This window comes from Paenibacillus sp. XP01, assembly GCF_057364885.1.
In genome coordinates this window covers 2,612,737-2,629,388 of sequence record NZ_CP139481.1, presented here as the reverse complement: position 1 = coordinate 2,629,388, position 16,652 = coordinate 2,612,737, and the positions used below count along the sequence as shown (strand labels likewise).

The window sequence follows — 16,652 nt, the reverse complement described above, 5'->3', positions numbered from 1 at the left end:
CCTCCATTTCCGTGTGGGGGTGTTATATTTTCCGCCTCTGGTATCCCTTACCCCAAAAACCGGGCAACCGTAACACCAACCTCCTCGTATGGAAGGCATCGCAGCCCGCAGTCATCGGAATTTACGCCGGTCCCCTTTGATTAATGCAGCGAGACTTTTAAGTTCCATATTTCCGCATCGTCTTCTCCGGTTGGGAAAACTCCCTCAGCGGCTTGGCAACAACTCGCCTAATCAACAACGTACCCGTCATACCGATGGCAAATATGAGCCCAGCCATGCCGGCGGACGGCAGAAAAGCGCCGACGGTAATGCCCATTGCGGCAATCATGCGCGCACCCTGCATCATCATGCCGTTCACGGCCATATAGGAGCTGCGTGCTTCCACGCTGACCATTTCAGCCAGCTCCCGCTGGCGCAAGGGCGTGTGAATCAGCTCTCCGACGGTGGCAACCAGCATGAACAACGCGAGCAGCAACGGCTCGTTTGTATAGGCGATGACCGCAAAACCCGCAACGTACGCCACCGAACCCAGCGTCAGCCATTTCACCCGCTGCCATGGCCGGTCATACCGTTTGAGCAATGCATTGATGCCCAGCGCCATCACCACGATCAGAATCGTATTCTCCATTTGGATCAGCCCAAACATATGGATGCCATGGAGTTCCATCGCAGGCAGGAAAGGAAGATCTACCGTAAGGGGAACAAACTCTCGTTCCAATCGGACGCCGATATATTGGGTGAGATGAAACTCGGTCGATAACAACAGCAGCATGCCAAGGCTGTATGCCATAAAACGTTTGTCCTTGTAAACGGACTGGTACGTTTGGAGCATCATTGCCGCCCCTCCAAAGCGCATTCCCCGCTTTCCCTGCATCGGTCGAGGTTGATATGTCTCCTTCACCCGAAACGCGGTCAACAGAAGGATGCACAGGCTCACCAAAGCCATGACCATAAACAGCTCATACCGGTAATCCTTAAACATCCATCCGCCGATGGCCGTGCCGAGCGTGATCGACAGGTTGATGGCCCAATAATTGATGCTGTACATCAGCGTTCTCGTTTCCGGCGTGCTGACGTCAATCAGCATGGCATCCGCCGCAGGAGCTCCAATGCCGTTCGCTGCCCCATGCAGCATGACCATGGCAAAGGTCAGCCAGACCGAATCGATCCCCGGCGCATTGGCTGCCGCCATCAGCACAGCGGCCGCAAACAGCACGCCTTCGGCATAGATCAGTACTTTTTTCCGTCCATATCGATCTGCCAGGTACCCACCCCAGAAGCTTGCGGCTATACGCAAAACGATGAGCAAGACCATCAGCAGGCCAGCCGTTTTCTCCCCCAGCTTTTCCGAAAAATAAATGGCCATGAACGGAAAAATCATCGCTTCGATCGTTCGTGTCATGAATACCGTCAAAATCCGAATACGTATCGTGGGGTGCAATTGCTTCAAGCTCATGTTCAGTCTCCTTTGCCAAGTACATACAAGGTCGAGCGCATCGTGGCGCTCTAATGTATAATTGTATCTGGCAAAAGGAGAATAAAAAGTGTACCTTATTGCAACGTAATTTCACCTTTTATCCCATAACAGGAGATCTATCCATGCAAATTCATGAATATTACATGCAGCTTCATCAGCTTCGGGAGCATAGCGATACTGCTCCGGACGGCTCGTATGCCGTCACGATTGAACAGCTTGCCAAGCTGTTTCACTGCACGCCGCGAAACGTCAAGCTTGTGCTGCGCAAGCTTGAGCAGCAGCAATATATCCGTTGGCAGCCCGGCCGTGGGAGGGGAAATTCGTCGAGGCTTGCCCTGATTGGCGAACCCGCAGACGTAGTCCTTCCCGTGCTGCATTCCCTGCTGCTGGATTCTCGTTTCAAAGACGCCTTCGCGCTTGCATCCGATGCGACGCTCCCTCTCTCCGTAAAGCAAATGGCGCAATCCACAATTGCCCGCCAGCTGGGATTGCGGGTAGAAACCGCGGCCGGTGCACCGCTCGATGTGCTGCGGGTCATGCAGAACCGGGAACTGAAATCGCTGAACCCTCACGCGGTGTTTACCGTATTCGAAGCCTACCTGATCGATAATATATGCAGCACGCTTGTGGAATACGAACCCGACGTACAACGCTTCGTTCCACGTCTTGCCCATGCCTGGGAACATAACGGGGATTACACCTCATGGACGTTCTACTTGCGTAAAAAGGTGTCCTTCCACCACGGCCATGAATTGACTTCGAAAGATGTACGTTCCACCTGGGAACGGCTGTGCGATGCATTGCCTGGGCCGTATACGGAGAGCCAATACGTGAAAAACGTTCAGCTGCATGGGGATTATGCCGTTGAATTCCGCTTCCACCGGAGCAATCGCTTCTGGCTTCATTTCGCAGGCTCCATACAGATGTCCATCCTGCCTTCCGATTGGATGCCCGGGGAAAGCCGGTTGATCGGAACAGGGCCATACCGCATCGCGGAGCAGGACAAGCAAATGCTGCGCCTGGACGCCTTTGACGGCTATTACGGCCTTCGCCCGCTGCTCGACCGGGTAGAACTCTGGTTCCTGCCGGATGTGTACACGAACGAACGACACTACATGCTGCCCGATCCCCGGACTCCGGGCCCCGGCACGAGCCTGGAAACTTCGGGCAAACAAGCTGAGCGCGTTCATTGGCCGCAAACGACGGAATGGCAGCGCACCATGCTCCCCATAGCCCACGGTGCCCGCTATCTGCTGTTTAATTTCAACAGGCCGGGCATCCAGCATAACCGCGCATTCAGGCAGGTGATACGCATGCTGTACGATCAGAAAGCGTTGGTTAGCCAGTTAAGAAAAAATACGATGCGCCCTGCCGACAGCTTCCTGCCGGAAGTTAGCGAAACGGCGCCATTTCCAACCTTTTCATCCGACGAGGCACGCAAATTACTTCAACAAAGCGGGTATAACGGGCAGGAAATCCGTCTCTTTTTTCTGGCTAAAGAGGAGGAAACTTCCGAGGCAGAGTGGCTTAGGCAGCGCTGCGCCGACATGGGCATCCACCTGTCGCTCCATCCCATGCAGCAAGTGGATTCATCATGGATTCAGCAGGAGGCGGACATCATGCAGGCGGACGAACTGTTGGAAAAAGATCTGCAGTGGGGAATGTTCAGCTTCTTCATGAACCGCTCCAACTACATCCATCATTTATTGGAGGCGGAACAACTGCGGCAGCTGGGAACGATCCTCGAAGGATTCGTGCAGCAAGGCGAGCAGGAACGCTGGAACATCCTGCTGCGCGCAGAGCAGCTATTAAAGGAAAACCTTTGGCTGCTGCACGGAAGCCATACCCACAAAAAAAACCATCTGCATCCTGCGCTGCAAGGATTGCAAATGGACTCTTTCGGCCTGATCGACCTGTCTCAAGTATGGATCAAGCACGGAGATGCACTTTAGGAACGGACCGATCCCGGAGATGGCCACCCTTTCGCATGATCATAGAAGCGTGAGAAAAGGCAACCGTTGAACAGCCCGCTCGATGTTGCTGTTGCCGTTCCTTCATGCTCATTTTGGCACCTCAATCCGAAAAAAAGGCGAACATCCGCCAAAATTGCTGACGTGATATTCGCCTTTTAAACGCATTCTGGGGATGTTCACCCGAATCCATTCTACAGCCCTTACAAGGTGATGGAGTCCCCCGGTGCCATGACGCGTCCTTCCCGTCCTTTGGCAGCCAATTGCTGCACGAAGCGTTCGGCATCCTGGCGAATGACCGGGAACGTATCGTAATGCACCGGAATGGTCAGCTTGGCATTAAACCACTCCGCAGCCTGCAAGGCATCTTCCGGCCCCATCGTGTAGTGGCCGCCGATCGGTATAAACGCCACGTCGATCGAGTGGCGCTCGCCGATCATTTTCATGTCGCCAAACAGGCATGTATCGCCGGCATGCAGGACCGTTTTGCCCCCGATGTTGATGATGTAACCCGCGGGAACGCCCGCATACATGATCCGCTGCTCCTCTTCGAGCACAATGCCCGACGTATGGAAAGCTTGGATCATTTTCGCCTGCGCAAAGCCGAGATCCACCGTTCCGCCCATGTTCATGCCGATCGTGTCCAGCCCTTTCCATGACATGTATGTAGCCAGCTCCACGATCGCCACCACTTTGGCCTGATTGGCCTTGGCAATCGGTTCTGCATCCAGGATGTGATCCGTATGTGCATGAGTCAGCAGAACGACATCGGTTTTGACGTCCTCCGGCTTCGTAACGGCCAGTTCATTGCCGCGCAGGAACGGATCGATGAGCAAAGACTTCCCTTCCGTGCCCAGTTGAACGCTGGAGTGTCCATGATAAGTAATGTTTAACATTGCTGAAGCCTCCCGACCTGAGTGAATTTGAGAGTTGCGGGCCAGTACCCAACGCTGTCGCCACATTTGCGGCAAACTCACTACTTATTATAGTGCAAAACGCCTTTTAAGCGCAAAAGCGACAACGCCGGCACCTTTCATGCCTTGTTCATCCGATATACCCTGGCCTCGTAAGGCTGCAGCAGGATGGCACCTTCCTCTGTGGAATAGCGTTTGCCGACATTGCTGATCAGCAGCTTGGCTTCTCCTTCGCTCCATCCTTCCGGCCATTGCATGACCGGCTCCTCGGAACTGAAGTTGAGGATGATCAGCATCTGCTCGTTCTCCAACGAGCGGGTATACGCGTAAATGTGCTCATGATCAGGCAGCAGGAGTTCGTATTCTCCATAAATCAGCACGCGGTGCTTTTTTCGAAGCGCAATCATTTTGCGGTAAAAATGCAGAACAGATTGCGGATCAAGCTCCGCCTCTGCCACATTGATCTCCTTGTAATTGTCATTGACCTGAATCCATGGCTCCGCTTCCGAAAACCCGGCATATTCCGTATCGTCCCACTGCATGGGTGTGCGGGCATTATCCCGGCTTTTGCGCCAGATCGCCTCCATGACCTCATGCTTCGGCCTGCCCTGACCGATTTGCTGCCGATAATAATTCAGTGTTTCAATGTCGCGATACTGGTCGATCTCGGAAAACCGAATATTGGTCATGCCGATCTCTTCGCCCTGAAAGATGTACGGCGTGCCTTCCAGCGTGAGCATCCAGACAGCCAGCATTTGGGCTGATCGAACCCGGTACTTGCCGTCATCGCCAAAACGCGAAACCGGCCGCGGCTGGTCGTGATTGCCCATATAATTGGCGTTCCATCCCCGGCCGTGCAGCACCGTCTGCCACTGGCTCATGATTTCTTTAAGCTCGGGCAGCTTCCAGCTGCGGTACTCCCACTTTCCCGTCCCGGAGGATTGGGCGTCCACGAACATGTGCTCGAACTGGAACACCATGTTCAATTCGTCCCGGTCTGTGCCCACATACGCCAAAGCCTGCTCAGGTCCCAGCCCCGACGTTTCGCCAACAGTCATCGGGCCGTAAGGTTTGAGGACGTTGTCGTTCAACTGTTTCAGGATGGAATGCACCTGCTCCAGGTTGGAAAACAGTTGGTATGCCGGGACGACCGGCAGATTACCGGGATTGTGCGCGCTGGGCAATCCTTCGGCCTTCGCGATATGGGCAACCGCGTCGAAGCGGAAGCCGTCGACCCCTTTTTCCAGCCACCAATGCACCATTTCGTACATCTCTTGTGCCATCTGGGGATTGTTCCAGTTCAGGTCGGGCTGATGCTCGGAATAAAGATGCAGGTAATACTCGTTCGTTTCCGGATCATGCTTCCACACCGAACCGCTGAAATACGATTCCCAGTTGTTCGGTACCTGCCCGTTTTTGCCTGAACGCCAAATGTAATAGTCGCGCCTTGCATTTTCCTTGGAGGAACGCGATTCCACGAACCAGGGATGCTCGTCCGACGTGTGGTTGAGCACCAGGTCCATCATGATCTTGAGCCCGCGGCGATGGGCCTTCTCCAGCAGACGATCGAAATCGTCCATCGTTCCGAACTTGCGCATGATCGAATAATAATCGCTGATATCATAGCCATTGTCGTGGCCCGGCGACTCATAGATCGGACAGATCCAGATGACGTCGATGCCGAGCGAAACCAAATAGTCCATTTTTTCAATGATGCCTTGCAAATCACCTTGCCCATCTCCGTTGGAATCCTTGAAGCTGATGGGATAGATTTGATATACGACGCTTTCCTTCCACCAAACGATAACCGCCACCTCATTTCAACGATTGCAAATCAACAAAAGAGCGTGAACTCCGCGAGCTGATCGGATGCCCTTGATTATGTTTTAGCCGAAATGCCTGGTGTATAAACACCCCCTTATGAATGCATGAAAAAAAGACCTCCCGGGCAGAGGCCTAATTTCGGTATTTCATCACCGCGAGCCGAACCTTAATCTGACCCACCCTCTGCACATCGCATAGCCCAGCCAAGCACCCAGCGTATTCAGCATGAGATCATCCACGTCAAATGTCCCGACGCGGGTGACCAGCTGGGTAAATTCTACCGCAAGCAGCAGCACGATCACCGCTGCCGTGAACCGGAAAAACGTCCGGAAGCTGCGAAACAGAACAGGAATCCATAAGCCGAGGGGGATAAATAATACGATGTTGCCGAACAGGTTTTTCACCCAAGCTTCGGTCGAAAATTTATGCTTTTCCAGCAGCAGCGGCTTGACCGTCTCAAACGGAATGAGATTGTATCGATAGCTTTCTCCCGGCAGCCTTCCGTTCGCGAACAGCAGATTGCCCATGAACAGCAGGTAGGCAGCGGCAAACAGCGCAACGCAAAGCGTCCATCTCCGTGAGCCTGTCCATGTTTTCTTTGGCATGGGGCGAAGTCCTTTCTGCCTGAATTTTCAACAAACCGTTGACTTCATTTTAGCGGAATATAGATTTTCATGTCCAACTGCTGCGGCGTGGATTTCCATACATCCGTCACTTCGAAGTCCGGCCCCTCCCTGCGTTCATAACCGGATTGGGGCAGCCAGCTGCCATAAATCATTTTGCGGATATCCTGTCCCGACCCTTCGACCGTGAATTCGGCATATAGGCCCCCGGGAAGTTCTACCCAGGTGAAACCCGGTTTCAGGTTCTGCCCATCGGCTGCCCCGCTCTCCTCGCCGACGATGAACGAGAACCCGCCATCGTCAGCGAAGCGGCACGCAACGCCATACGCCAGATCGGGACGCGACCGTTCGGGGATGTCCATAAATTTCTGCGATGCGCCGAACTCCTGATAGAACCCGGGGATTTCCGCATAATGCTGGTCATTGTTCAGGTTGGTCATGTACTCGTAGCCGATAATCCGGATCGGATTCAGCGTTAATAAACGGGGTGCTCTCATATACATATCTCCTCCAAGCCGTGAGCGATAATCGTTAAAATCAATGACCGACTGGCTCTTCAAGGAACAAGGCTCCTCCTGCATTTTTCGAAACCGCGCAGGTGTCATCCCCCAATGTCCTGCAAATGCACGCGTGAATGCTTCCTGGGATTGATACCCCCATGCAAGCGCAACATCCAGAATCCCGTGCTCCGATTCGCGCAAATGGCGTGCCGCTTCGGACAGGCGCCTCCTGCGAACGTATTCCAGCACAGTGAACCCTGTAATGGCTTGAAACAGCCGCTGGAAATGGAAGGCCGAGAACCCGGCAACCGCAGCCGTGGCCCGTATGTCGAATTCCTCCTGCAAGTGCTGCTCCAAATAGTGAATGGCGAGCTGAATTCTGGTGTAATGGTCCATACCAAATTGGTTCCTTTCTGTATCGGACGAATGGGTTTAACGATCTCTACATCATTATGGCCGATGGTTTAACGCGTTTTTTGATTTTGCGTGCGAACCTGTATTGGCAAACATCCGTTCTGCTGTTATGGTAATAACAGGATATGTATCGCGCGTCCGAATTCTATTTCAATGCAAAGGAGTCCGACATGAGCCGAAAATCCCGTCCACCATCGACTTCGCTCGCCTCGCCGGCAGCGGCAGCAGCCGAAATGAAAATCCAGCGCCCCAAACTGCCGCGCCAGCTTGAGCCGCGCTCCTTAGACTCACTTATTCTTCATGACGAAGGCACCATCCTGCCTGGCTTGTATGAAAACGGAACGATATCCGGGGGCGAAGCGGGTAAAGTGATGCTGGAGCAAACGCATTTCAAACATATCGTTTTCGACGACGTTTCCCTGCCCGGAGCGGAGATCACCGACGTCATCTTTGAGCAATGCGACCTGTCCAACGTGAACCTGACCGATGCGATCATGCATCGCACCCATTTCATCCATTGCAAAATGGTCGGGCTCGACCTGTTGGGTTCAACGCTCCGCAACATCCGGTTCACGCATTGCCTGGCCGATTATTCGACCTTCCGTTTTGCCAATCTGAAACAGGTCGCCATGGAAAACAGTTCGTTTACCCAAGCGGATTTCTACAGTGCCACGCTGAGCAAGGTCAGGCTGCACGAGATCAATATCGACAAAGCCCAGTTTTCCAGCACCCCGCTGCGGGACATCGACATCAGCACCTGCGAATTCCACAATCTCGGCATTACGCTGGAAGATCTGCAAGGCTGCATCATCTCGCCCCCGCAGGCCATCCTTTTTACCAAAATCTTTGGCCTTGTGGTGAAAGATGAATGACTGAGTCAATCCACCCTATCGGAAACGAAAATGCACTCGTGCTTAGAGAGCATTTTTTGCGTTGATGCAAAAGGTGGATGCAAAAGGGACACGCTTTCCAATTGAACGAGCTCATCAACCTGCCAATACCTTCAAATGATTCCGGCGACCCGAATCCCGATCCTCCCCGTGTTAACCGGCAAAAAAGATCCCCATATTCCTGTACACGATAACAACGCGTGCTGGAATATGGGGATATGAACATGCACCACATTTAGACATACGCTCCATCATTCAACAATGTGGACCGCTTAGCATCAGCCTCTCCAAAATCCGGACACGGGTTCAATGCCCCAAATATCGGTGGCATACTCGCTGATCGTGCGGTCGCTCGAAAAGATGCCGGATTTCGCCGTATTCAACACCGCTTTGCGGGTCCATGCAGGAACATCCCGGTATGCCGCATCAATGGCTGCGTGCGCGTCTGCGTACGAAGCGAAATCCCGAAGCACGAAGTATTCGTCGCCATGGGCAAGCAGCGAGTCGTAGATATCCCAAAATTCGCCGTCCCGGCAGCAGAACGCACCGGGATGCACAAGCTGCTCCACCACTTGGCCGAGACGTTCGTCCTGTTGTGCCACCTCGCGCGGCCGATATTGCCCGGAACGATAATATTCGGACACTTCTTCTGCACGCAAACCAAAGATGAACATGTTCTCTTCCCCGACTTGCTCCGCCATCTCCACGTTGGCGCCATCCATCGTACCGATCGTGAGCGCCCCGTTCATCATGAATTTCATGTTTCCCGTACCCGAGGCCTCCTTGCCTGCGGTCGAAATCTGTTCGCTGACATCGGCAGCCGGTATGATCTTTTCGGCCAACGAGACGGAATAATTTTCAAGAAACAGCACTTTCAAACGGTCCTGAACCGAACGATCCTGATTAATCGTATCGGCGGCCGTATTGATCAGCTTGATGATTTTTTTGGCAAAATAATAGCTCGGCGCTGCCTTCGCTCCAAAGATGAACGTGCGCGGTACGAGATCATACGAAGCATCGTGCTTCAAACGATTGTATAAGTGCATGACATGCAAAATGTTCAGCAGCTGACGTTTGTATCCGTGAAGCCGTTTGACCTGCACATCGAAAATCGAATCCGGATTCACGGTAACTCCCGCATGATCCAGAATGTATGCTGCCAGCCGCTCCTTGTTGGCCCGCTTGATCGCATGGAATTGCTGCTGAAAAGCCGCATCCCCGGCATAAGGCACCAGTTCATTCAGCAAGCCCGGCTGCGTGATCCAGTCCGTTCCGATCGTATCCGTAATGAGGGCGGACAGTTTCGGGTTCGCATGCATAAGCCAGCGGCGATGGGTAATGCCATTGGTCTTGTTGTTGAACCGCTCGGGATAGAGCGCATAGAACGGGGCCATCTCGCGCTCTTTCAAAATTTCCGTATGCAAGGCGGCCACCCCGTTCACGCTGTGACTGCCGACGATGGCCAGGTTGGCCATGCGTACCTGATCGTTCGCGATGATCGCCATCTGCTCGATGCGGTTCTGATCTCCCGGATAACGCTCGATCAGCATGGCGCAAAACCGTTTGTTGATTTCCTCTATGATCATGTAAATGCGTGGCAGCAGCTTGCTGACCATGGACACCGGCCATTTTTCCAGCGCCTCGCTCAGGGTCGTATGATTTGTATATGAAACGGTCCTTACTGTAATATCCCATGCCTCATCCCAGCCGTAACCCTGAATATCGATCAGGATGCGCATCAACTCCGGGATGACCAGAGTGGGATGGGTATCGTTAATATGGAAGGCGACTTTGTCCGGCAAGCGGTCATACGGCAGATCTAGTTTGTTAAACGTGCGCAAAATGCTCTGCACTCCGGCAGAACACATGAAGTATTGCTGCTTGAGCCGCAGCAATTTGCCTTCGTACTGCGAATCGTCCGGATACAGAAACTCCGAGATCGATTCGACGGACCGGCTGTAATCCAGATAGCCGTAGTAGTTCGACGGCGTATCCAAAGAAGTTTCGCGCTTCGGTTCGGCGCTCCAGAGCCGCAGCGTATTCACATGGGGCTGGCCGTAACCGATGACAGGGGTATCGTAAGGCACGGCTACGACCGATTCCGCGTCTCTGGTGGCAAACTGCATGCGGCCATCCTGTTCGTACGCCTCCACCCGACCCCAGAACTGAACCTCCACTTTTTTGTCCGGACGGCGCACTTCCCATTCATTGCCTTTGTCCAGCCAATTGTCCGGCAGTTCGACCTGATTGCCATTGATGATCTTTTGCTCGAACAGACCGTATTTATATCGGATGCCGCATCCATGGCCCGCATAACCGAGCGAAGCCAGCGAATCCAGGAAACAGGCCGCGAGTCTTCCCAAACCGCCATTGCCCAGCCCTGCATCGGACTCCTGTTCCTCCACCTGTTCGAGCGAAATTCCCAGCTCGGCCAAGCTGCTGCGTACCAGCTCCAATTCATTCACGTTGAGCAAATTGTTGCCGAGCAGACGTCCAATCAGGAATTCCAGCGAGAAGTAGTACACCTGTTTATCCTGACGCTGCTTGAATCCCTGATTCGACGCCGCCCAATCATGGCCTGCGTATTCACGGATCATGCTCCCGAGCACGTGGTATACGTCATCCAACGTTGCCTCTTCTGGCAGTTTGCCCAATTTGCTGATCAGATTCCGTTGAAAAATGCTTTTGAATGCTTCCTTATTGTCAAACAAAAGTAGGTTCCTCCCGGTGAAACCCTGTATATGCGGAGGGGGTTCGCCTCGCTGTGCGCCGGATGAACTCCGCCCTCCATTCGTCTTTCCCAAGCATATGCAGGATTTTATTTTGTAAAGGTTCAGCAAGTTCGGCCTGAATTTTAAAGGCTGGTGCTTTTCGCCAAAACGTAAGGACTATTCTCGTTGCCGATCAACGTCTGCCCTCCGCTGAGCCTGACGTCTTTATCCAGAATGACGTTCTCGAGCACGGTTCCTTCACCAATATAACATTTCTGCATGATGATGGAACCCTTGATTTTTGCCCCCTTGGCCACATGTACGCCACGGAACAGTATGCTATCCTCCACTTCGCCGCCGACGATGCAGCCGTTCGCAAGCAGCGAATGCTTCACCTCTGCGGTATCCAAATATTTTGCAGGCGCTTCGTATTTGATTTTGGTATGCACCGATTGTTCCTTGAACAATTGCTCATACAGCCCGTTATTCAGCAATTCCATGCTGTTCCGGTAGTAACTGTCCACGGAGTTGATTACGGCATGATAGCCTTCATAGGCGTACGCTGCAATGCTCAAGCCATCCGGATTCCTCTGGATCGCGTCCCGGAAGAAATGGCTCTCGCCATGCTCGATGCATCGCTGCACCTGGCGCAGGAACAACTCCTTTTCCATGACGAAAATTTCTGTATATATATTCGGGTGGCCAGCTTCTTGGTGAATGTCCAGCACATTGCCGTCCCCGTCATCTTCCACCTTGATGCAAGCTTCGTGTTCAGGCAGCAGCCGGTCTACTTTTTTACAAACCAGTGTAACGTCTGCGCCTTTGCGTATATGAAATTGATAAACATCCTGCAAATCCGCCTTGGTGACATGCCGGCTGCCGGCATGAACGACATATTGGCCCGCTCCCCGACGGAAGAAGTCCAGATTGTTGTGAAAATGCTGCAAATCGCCCAGCGAGCTGTCCGTTGGATCGTTCCAATCCGGCGGCAGGATGAACATGCCTCCGTGCTTGCGGTCCAGATCCCACGGTTTGCCATCTCCCAAATGATCCATGAGTGACCGGTATTTGCGGCGCACGAATACGCCGATGCTTTCAATGCCTGCATTCATCATGTTGGACAACACAAAATCGATCAGACGGTAACGCCCGGCATAAGGTACCGCGGCACCGCAGCGAAAGTACGTCAATTCCTTCAGCTCTTCCAGTTCGTGGTCCAGATTGATAACGCCGATCAATGGTTTCATCGCTTGCACCGTCCCCTGTCATCAAATTAGGCTTTGCCTGCCATGCTTATCCGTAAACGTCGTTCCAGCTCTTCCTGGTCGACGAGCAGCACGTCGCTCTCATCCTCCGGAGACAGCCGCGCGCCGTCAGGAATGACCAATCCTTCGGCAACAATGGTTCTGTGAAGGCGTACATTGCGTCCGATCCGAACTCCAGGCATCACTACGGAATCAACGATCAAACTGCCTTCTCCCACCTCTGTCCCGTAGAACAACACGGAATGGTTGATCTCTCCATGCACAACGCTGCCCTCGCTAACGATGCAGCTGCGCAATTTCGCCGATGGAGAAATGTATTGGGCCGGCTGATTGGGATTCCGCGTATAAATCCGCCAATCGGGATCATTCAGATTCAGCGGCGCTTCTTCATGCAACAAATCCATGTTGGACTCCCACAGGCTGTAAATGGTACCGACGTCCTTCCAATAGCCTTTAAAAGGGTAGGCGTATAACGATTTATCATGGGCAAGCAGCAATGGAATGATGTCTTTGCCAAAGTCATAGGAAGTAGATGGCTGCTGTTCATCGTGAATCAAAAACCGTTTCAGCACGTCCCACTTGAACAGGTAGATTCCCATGGAAGCCAGGGTACTTTTCGGCACGGGCGGTTTTTCCTCGAATTCATGGATGCGATACGTCTCGTCCGTATTGAGCAGGCCGAAGCGGCTCGCTTCCGCAAGAGGCACTTCGATCACCGAGATGGTGCAGTCGGCATTCTTTTCTTTGTGATACTGGAGCATGCGCTCGTAATCCATTTTGTAGATATGATCGCCTGACAGGATCAGCACGTGCTCGGGATCGAACTGTTCGATGAAATTCAGGTTGCGGTAAATGGCATCGGCGGTGCCGCGATACCAGTTGCTGCCGTTCTCACGCTCATGGGGAGGCAGAACGTAGACGCCGCCGTTTTTTCGGTCCAGGTCCCAATCGCTGCCGATTCCTATATATGAATGAAGCACCATGGGCTCATATTGGGTCAACACCCCGACGGTATCAATGCCCGAGTTGGAACAATTGCTCAGGGGAAAATCAATGATCCGGTACGTTCCGCCAAAAAACACGGCCGGTTTGGCCAAAGATTTCGTCAACCCTTTCAAACGCTTGCCCTGCCCTCCGGCGAGCAGCATGGCTACAACTTCTTTTTTTGCCATCGTTCAGCCTCCTCCACGTTCATTTTTACGCATCTTTCAAGCCTTGCTACGTTTTTCCGATGTGTGGACGCTGATGTGATGATCTGAATTTTCCGCACGAGCCGTGCAGTCTATAATCCATGCGAAGAGTTCAAAGAAAAGCGGGACCATTTTGCGTTTGTGACTGTAGTGGATCGGGATGAATAAAATCGGGTAAGCAAACCTGGAACAGAAACTCGCTTAAAATAGAAAAGGGGAGCAAAGCACAAGGTGTAGTTGCATTGTGGGAAATCGCGATGTTTGCTTTCTCAACATTAAACCGGACTTGCAGAGGATAAACATGCAGATGGATGATCAGGCAATCGTTTGGGTCAGTCAGGATCACTCCCTTCTTCTTGCCATGGTGATTAATGTAAGTATTCGGTAAGGAATTTCAAAATCCTTTTGGTTCATCCTGAAACTGAACTGGAAAAATAAGTAATCCAAAAATATAAGCCGGGATTTCTCCCGGCAGCTTTCTTGCGTCACTTATACAATTTTGCGGAACAACTCCATCACTTCTTCTTTGCTCGGCTGGTACGGATTGCCCGGTGCGCAAACGTCCTTCATGGCATTATCGGCCAACAGTTCGATATCAGGGTCCTTCACTCCGAGTTCTGAGAGCTTTTCCGGAATGCCAACCTCCCTGGACAACTGCCTTATGGCCTCGATCACGTATTCGGAGCATTCCTCGTCCGATTTGTTTCTCACATCCATGCCGATCGCTTTGGCGATATGGCGAAATTTATCCGGCACATGCTTGGCATTCAGTTCCTCCACGTAAGGCAGCAGCATGGCGTTGCATACGCCGTGAGGCAAATCATATACGCCTCCAAGCTGGTGAGCCATGGCATGAACGTAACCCAAACCCGCATTGTTGAAGGCCATGCCTCCCAAGAAACACGCATAGGTCATATGCTCGCGCGCCTCCAGATCGTTACCGTCCCTCACTGCACGGGGAAGATATTCAAAGATCAGTTCCACTGCCGCAGCAGCGGTTGCATTCGTGACCGTAAATGCCCCCGGCGTGACCATCGCCTCGACGGCATGGGTTAATGCATCCATTCCTGTGGCGGCCGTCAGGCTGGACGGTTTGCTGAGCATCAGTTCCGGATCGTTCACCGACAGGGAGGCAAGACAGTTCGGGTCCACCATCACCATTTTAACCTTGCGTTCTTCATCTGTAATCACGTAGTTAATCGTCACCTCGCTTGACGTGCCGGCCGTTGTGTTGATCGCCACGATCGGCACGGATTTGTGCTTCGATTGGTGCATACCTTCATAATTCCGAATATGCCCGCCGTTGGTTGCCACGATGCCGATCGCCTTGGCTGCGTCCTGCGGGGAGCCGCCGCCGATCGAAATGATGGCATCGCACCCATGCTTCTGGTACACTTTCAGCCCCTCATGCACATTGTGACATGTCGGGTTGGGCTGAACTGCATCATATACGATGTAGTTTAGCCCGGCTTTTCTTAATATAGACAGCACCTGATCAGCTACGCCGGAAGACATCAGCCCGCGATCGCTTACGACAAGCGCATTCCGAATTCCCATTTCCTGAATCATGTTGCCTGCATCCTGCAAGCAGCCTCTGCCCATCAAGTTCACGGGCGGAACATAATATGCATGGGTTGCCATCTGAACCAGCCTCCTGTATCCCCTGATTTACTGTTTTCATTGTACCTGAATCCGTTTTCAACTATAGTGAAATAAATCACAACCATTGCTGCAAATGTTACACTTTCGGGAATTATGGGTACTATATAAACCGCAATCATAAATTACACTAGGCCACTGGCGAGTGCAGTACCCTCTTCCGATGCAGCTTTCTTTCAGAAAGCTTTTAGGCGAACGCTTCGCTTCCCCAGATTGGTTCTGCCTCTCCGTTAACGTGTTTATGTTTTTGTGGTTTTTATAGACGCGAAAAAAGCGGCACCGAAGACTATGCTTCCATGCCGCTAAACCATCATGAATACTGTTCTTATTTTGCCAACAACTCTCGGATCGGCGCATAGTGCACAGGATATGACGCTCCTTGCTCAAATCCCAATTTGCGTGCTATCGCGGCAGAGTCGTGACGAAAATGTTCTGTCGTCCAATGCGGCGTACACCCATGTTTCAGGCAAGTCCGCACATACTCGTGAGCCATCGCCGTAGCAAGCCCCTGCCCCCGATGTTCCGTACCGTACACCACAATGCCGACCTCATGATTGCTTTCGTGAACAAATACCGAAATGCAGGTGCCCACCACCTGATCACGATATAACACACAAGTGCCGAATCCATAGCGATAGAAATCGTCCAAGGAGTGCCAAAATTTCAGGATCTCCGTCACGATCACACCACCAGCATCCTGACGAACGCTCTCTGGATCAACCATGCGAAGCTGGTATTTTGGGGATGATTCGATAGGACTGTGTTCATAATCATGGCTAAATTTCTCGAACATCTCCTCACGGAAACAAAACGGGATCCTCCATCCTTGCCGCAGTGCTCCCCCGAACATTCTGCCGACCACAGCGTCCCATTCCTGTCCGGGCAGCGGATATGTTTCCAGATTCAAGGTATCTTCACCGGCATGCAGAGCTTCCGGCAAAAGCCTGGATACGATCGTTTGTTCTGCAAGCCGATTAAAGCGTTCGTGACCAGATCGGCCCACCAGGTAAAACATTTCATTTCTCGCCCACACCAAGGCGCTTTGGGGGGCTCTGGCATCGTCCACATAGACCCGGCCGGCCTGTAACCCGGACGCCACACCGCCCATGACCACTTGACCATTAGTGTTCGATATGAGCGGCAGTACCCGTGTCCGGTCGGCAGGAGTCATCAATTCAACTAACATTCGAATAACCTCGCATTCTTTGCATGAGC

Annotated in this window: 12 protein-coding genes; 2 read left to right on the top strand and 10 right to left on the bottom strand. The window is 52.6% G+C overall.

The features are described 5' to 3' along the window. Nucleotides 1-157: 157 nt before the first annotated feature. Nucleotides 158-1,456: an MFS transporter gene (locus tag SNR34_RS12285; protein ID WP_486181998.1), complete on the bottom strand. Its 1,299-nt coding sequence runs from the start codon at nucleotides 1,454-1,456 to the stop codon at nucleotides 158-160. A 143-nt stretch (nucleotides 1,457-1,599) separates the two neighbouring features. Between SNR34_RS12285 and SNR34_RS12280 the strand changes: the two genes are divergently transcribed. Then, a complete protein-coding gene (locus SNR34_RS12280; RefSeq protein WP_486181997.1) occupies nucleotides 1,600-3,429 on the top strand; it encodes an ABC transporter substrate-binding protein in 1,830 nt (609 codons plus the stop codon). Between the two features lie 221 nt (nucleotides 3,430-3,650). On the opposite strand, the gene SNR34_RS12275 is transcribed toward SNR34_RS12280, so the two are convergent. From SNR34_RS12275 to SNR34_RS12260, 4 genes are all read right to left on the bottom strand, one after another. Beyond that, a complete protein-coding gene (locus SNR34_RS12275; RefSeq protein ID WP_236419341.1) occupies nucleotides 3,651-4,343 on the bottom strand; it encodes a metal-dependent hydrolase in 693 nt (230 codons plus the stop codon). 137 nt (nucleotides 4,344-4,480) lie between these two features. Then, nucleotides 4,481-6,175 (bottom strand): glycoside hydrolase family 13 protein, encoded by a 1,695-nt coding sequence (locus SNR34_RS12270; RefSeq protein WP_486181996.1) that lies wholly within the window; start codon nucleotides 6,173-6,175, stop codon nucleotides 4,481-4,483. A gap of 159 nt (nucleotides 6,176-6,334) precedes the next feature. Then, nucleotides 6,335-6,790, bottom strand: coding sequence for a VanZ family protein (locus tag SNR34_RS12265; RefSeq protein WP_486181995.1), 456 nt, complete (start codon nucleotides 6,788-6,790; stop codon nucleotides 6,335-6,337). A gap of 44 nt (nucleotides 6,791-6,834) precedes the next feature. Continuing rightward, complete coding sequence (locus tag SNR34_RS12260) at nucleotides 6,835-7,704, bottom strand: effector binding domain-containing protein (RefSeq protein WP_486181994.1); 870 nt, start codon at nucleotides 7,702-7,704, stop codon at nucleotides 6,835-6,837. A gap of 188 nt (nucleotides 7,705-7,892) precedes the next feature. Between SNR34_RS12260 and SNR34_RS12255 the strand changes: the two genes are divergently transcribed. Next, entirely contained in the window at nucleotides 7,893-8,594 is a 702-nt protein-coding gene (locus tag SNR34_RS12255) for a pentapeptide repeat-containing protein (RefSeq protein WP_343259398.1), read from the top strand. 296 nt (nucleotides 8,595-8,890) lie between these two features. On the opposite strand, the gene SNR34_RS12250 is transcribed toward SNR34_RS12255, so the two are convergent. The 5 genes from SNR34_RS12250 to SNR34_RS12230 all read right to left on the bottom strand — a co-directional run bounded on the left by SNR34_RS12250 (nucleotide 8,891) and on the right by SNR34_RS12230 (nucleotide 16,623). Continuing rightward, the gene (locus SNR34_RS12250; protein ID WP_486181993.1) at nucleotides 8,891-11,323 is read right to left on the bottom strand and encodes a glycogen/starch/alpha-glucan phosphorylase; all 2,433 of its coding nucleotides are present in this window, start codon (nucleotides 11,321-11,323) and stop codon (nucleotides 8,891-8,893) included. A 143-nt stretch (nucleotides 11,324-11,466) separates the two neighbouring features. Beyond that, nucleotides 11,467-12,570, bottom strand: a complete 1,104-nt coding sequence (gene glgD, locus SNR34_RS12245; protein WP_236419313.1) for a glucose-1-phosphate adenylyltransferase subunit GlgD — start codon at nucleotides 12,568-12,570, stop codon at nucleotides 11,467-11,469. A 26-nt stretch (nucleotides 12,571-12,596) separates the two neighbouring features. Next, a complete protein-coding gene (locus SNR34_RS12240) occupies nucleotides 12,597-13,760 on the bottom strand; it encodes a glucose-1-phosphate adenylyltransferase (protein WP_236419283.1) in 1,164 nt (387 codons plus the stop codon). A 507-nt stretch (nucleotides 13,761-14,267) separates the two neighbouring features. After that, nucleotides 14,268-15,419 (bottom strand): iron-containing alcohol dehydrogenase, encoded by a 1,152-nt coding sequence (locus SNR34_RS12235; RefSeq protein ID WP_486181992.1) that lies wholly within the window; start codon nucleotides 15,417-15,419, stop codon nucleotides 14,268-14,270. A 343-nt stretch (nucleotides 15,420-15,762) separates the two neighbouring features. Further along, nucleotides 15,763-16,623, bottom strand: a complete 861-nt coding sequence (locus SNR34_RS12230) for a GNAT family N-acetyltransferase (protein ID WP_343259400.1) — start codon at nucleotides 16,621-16,623, stop codon at nucleotides 15,763-15,765. Nucleotides 16,624-16,652 lie beyond the last annotated feature (29 nt).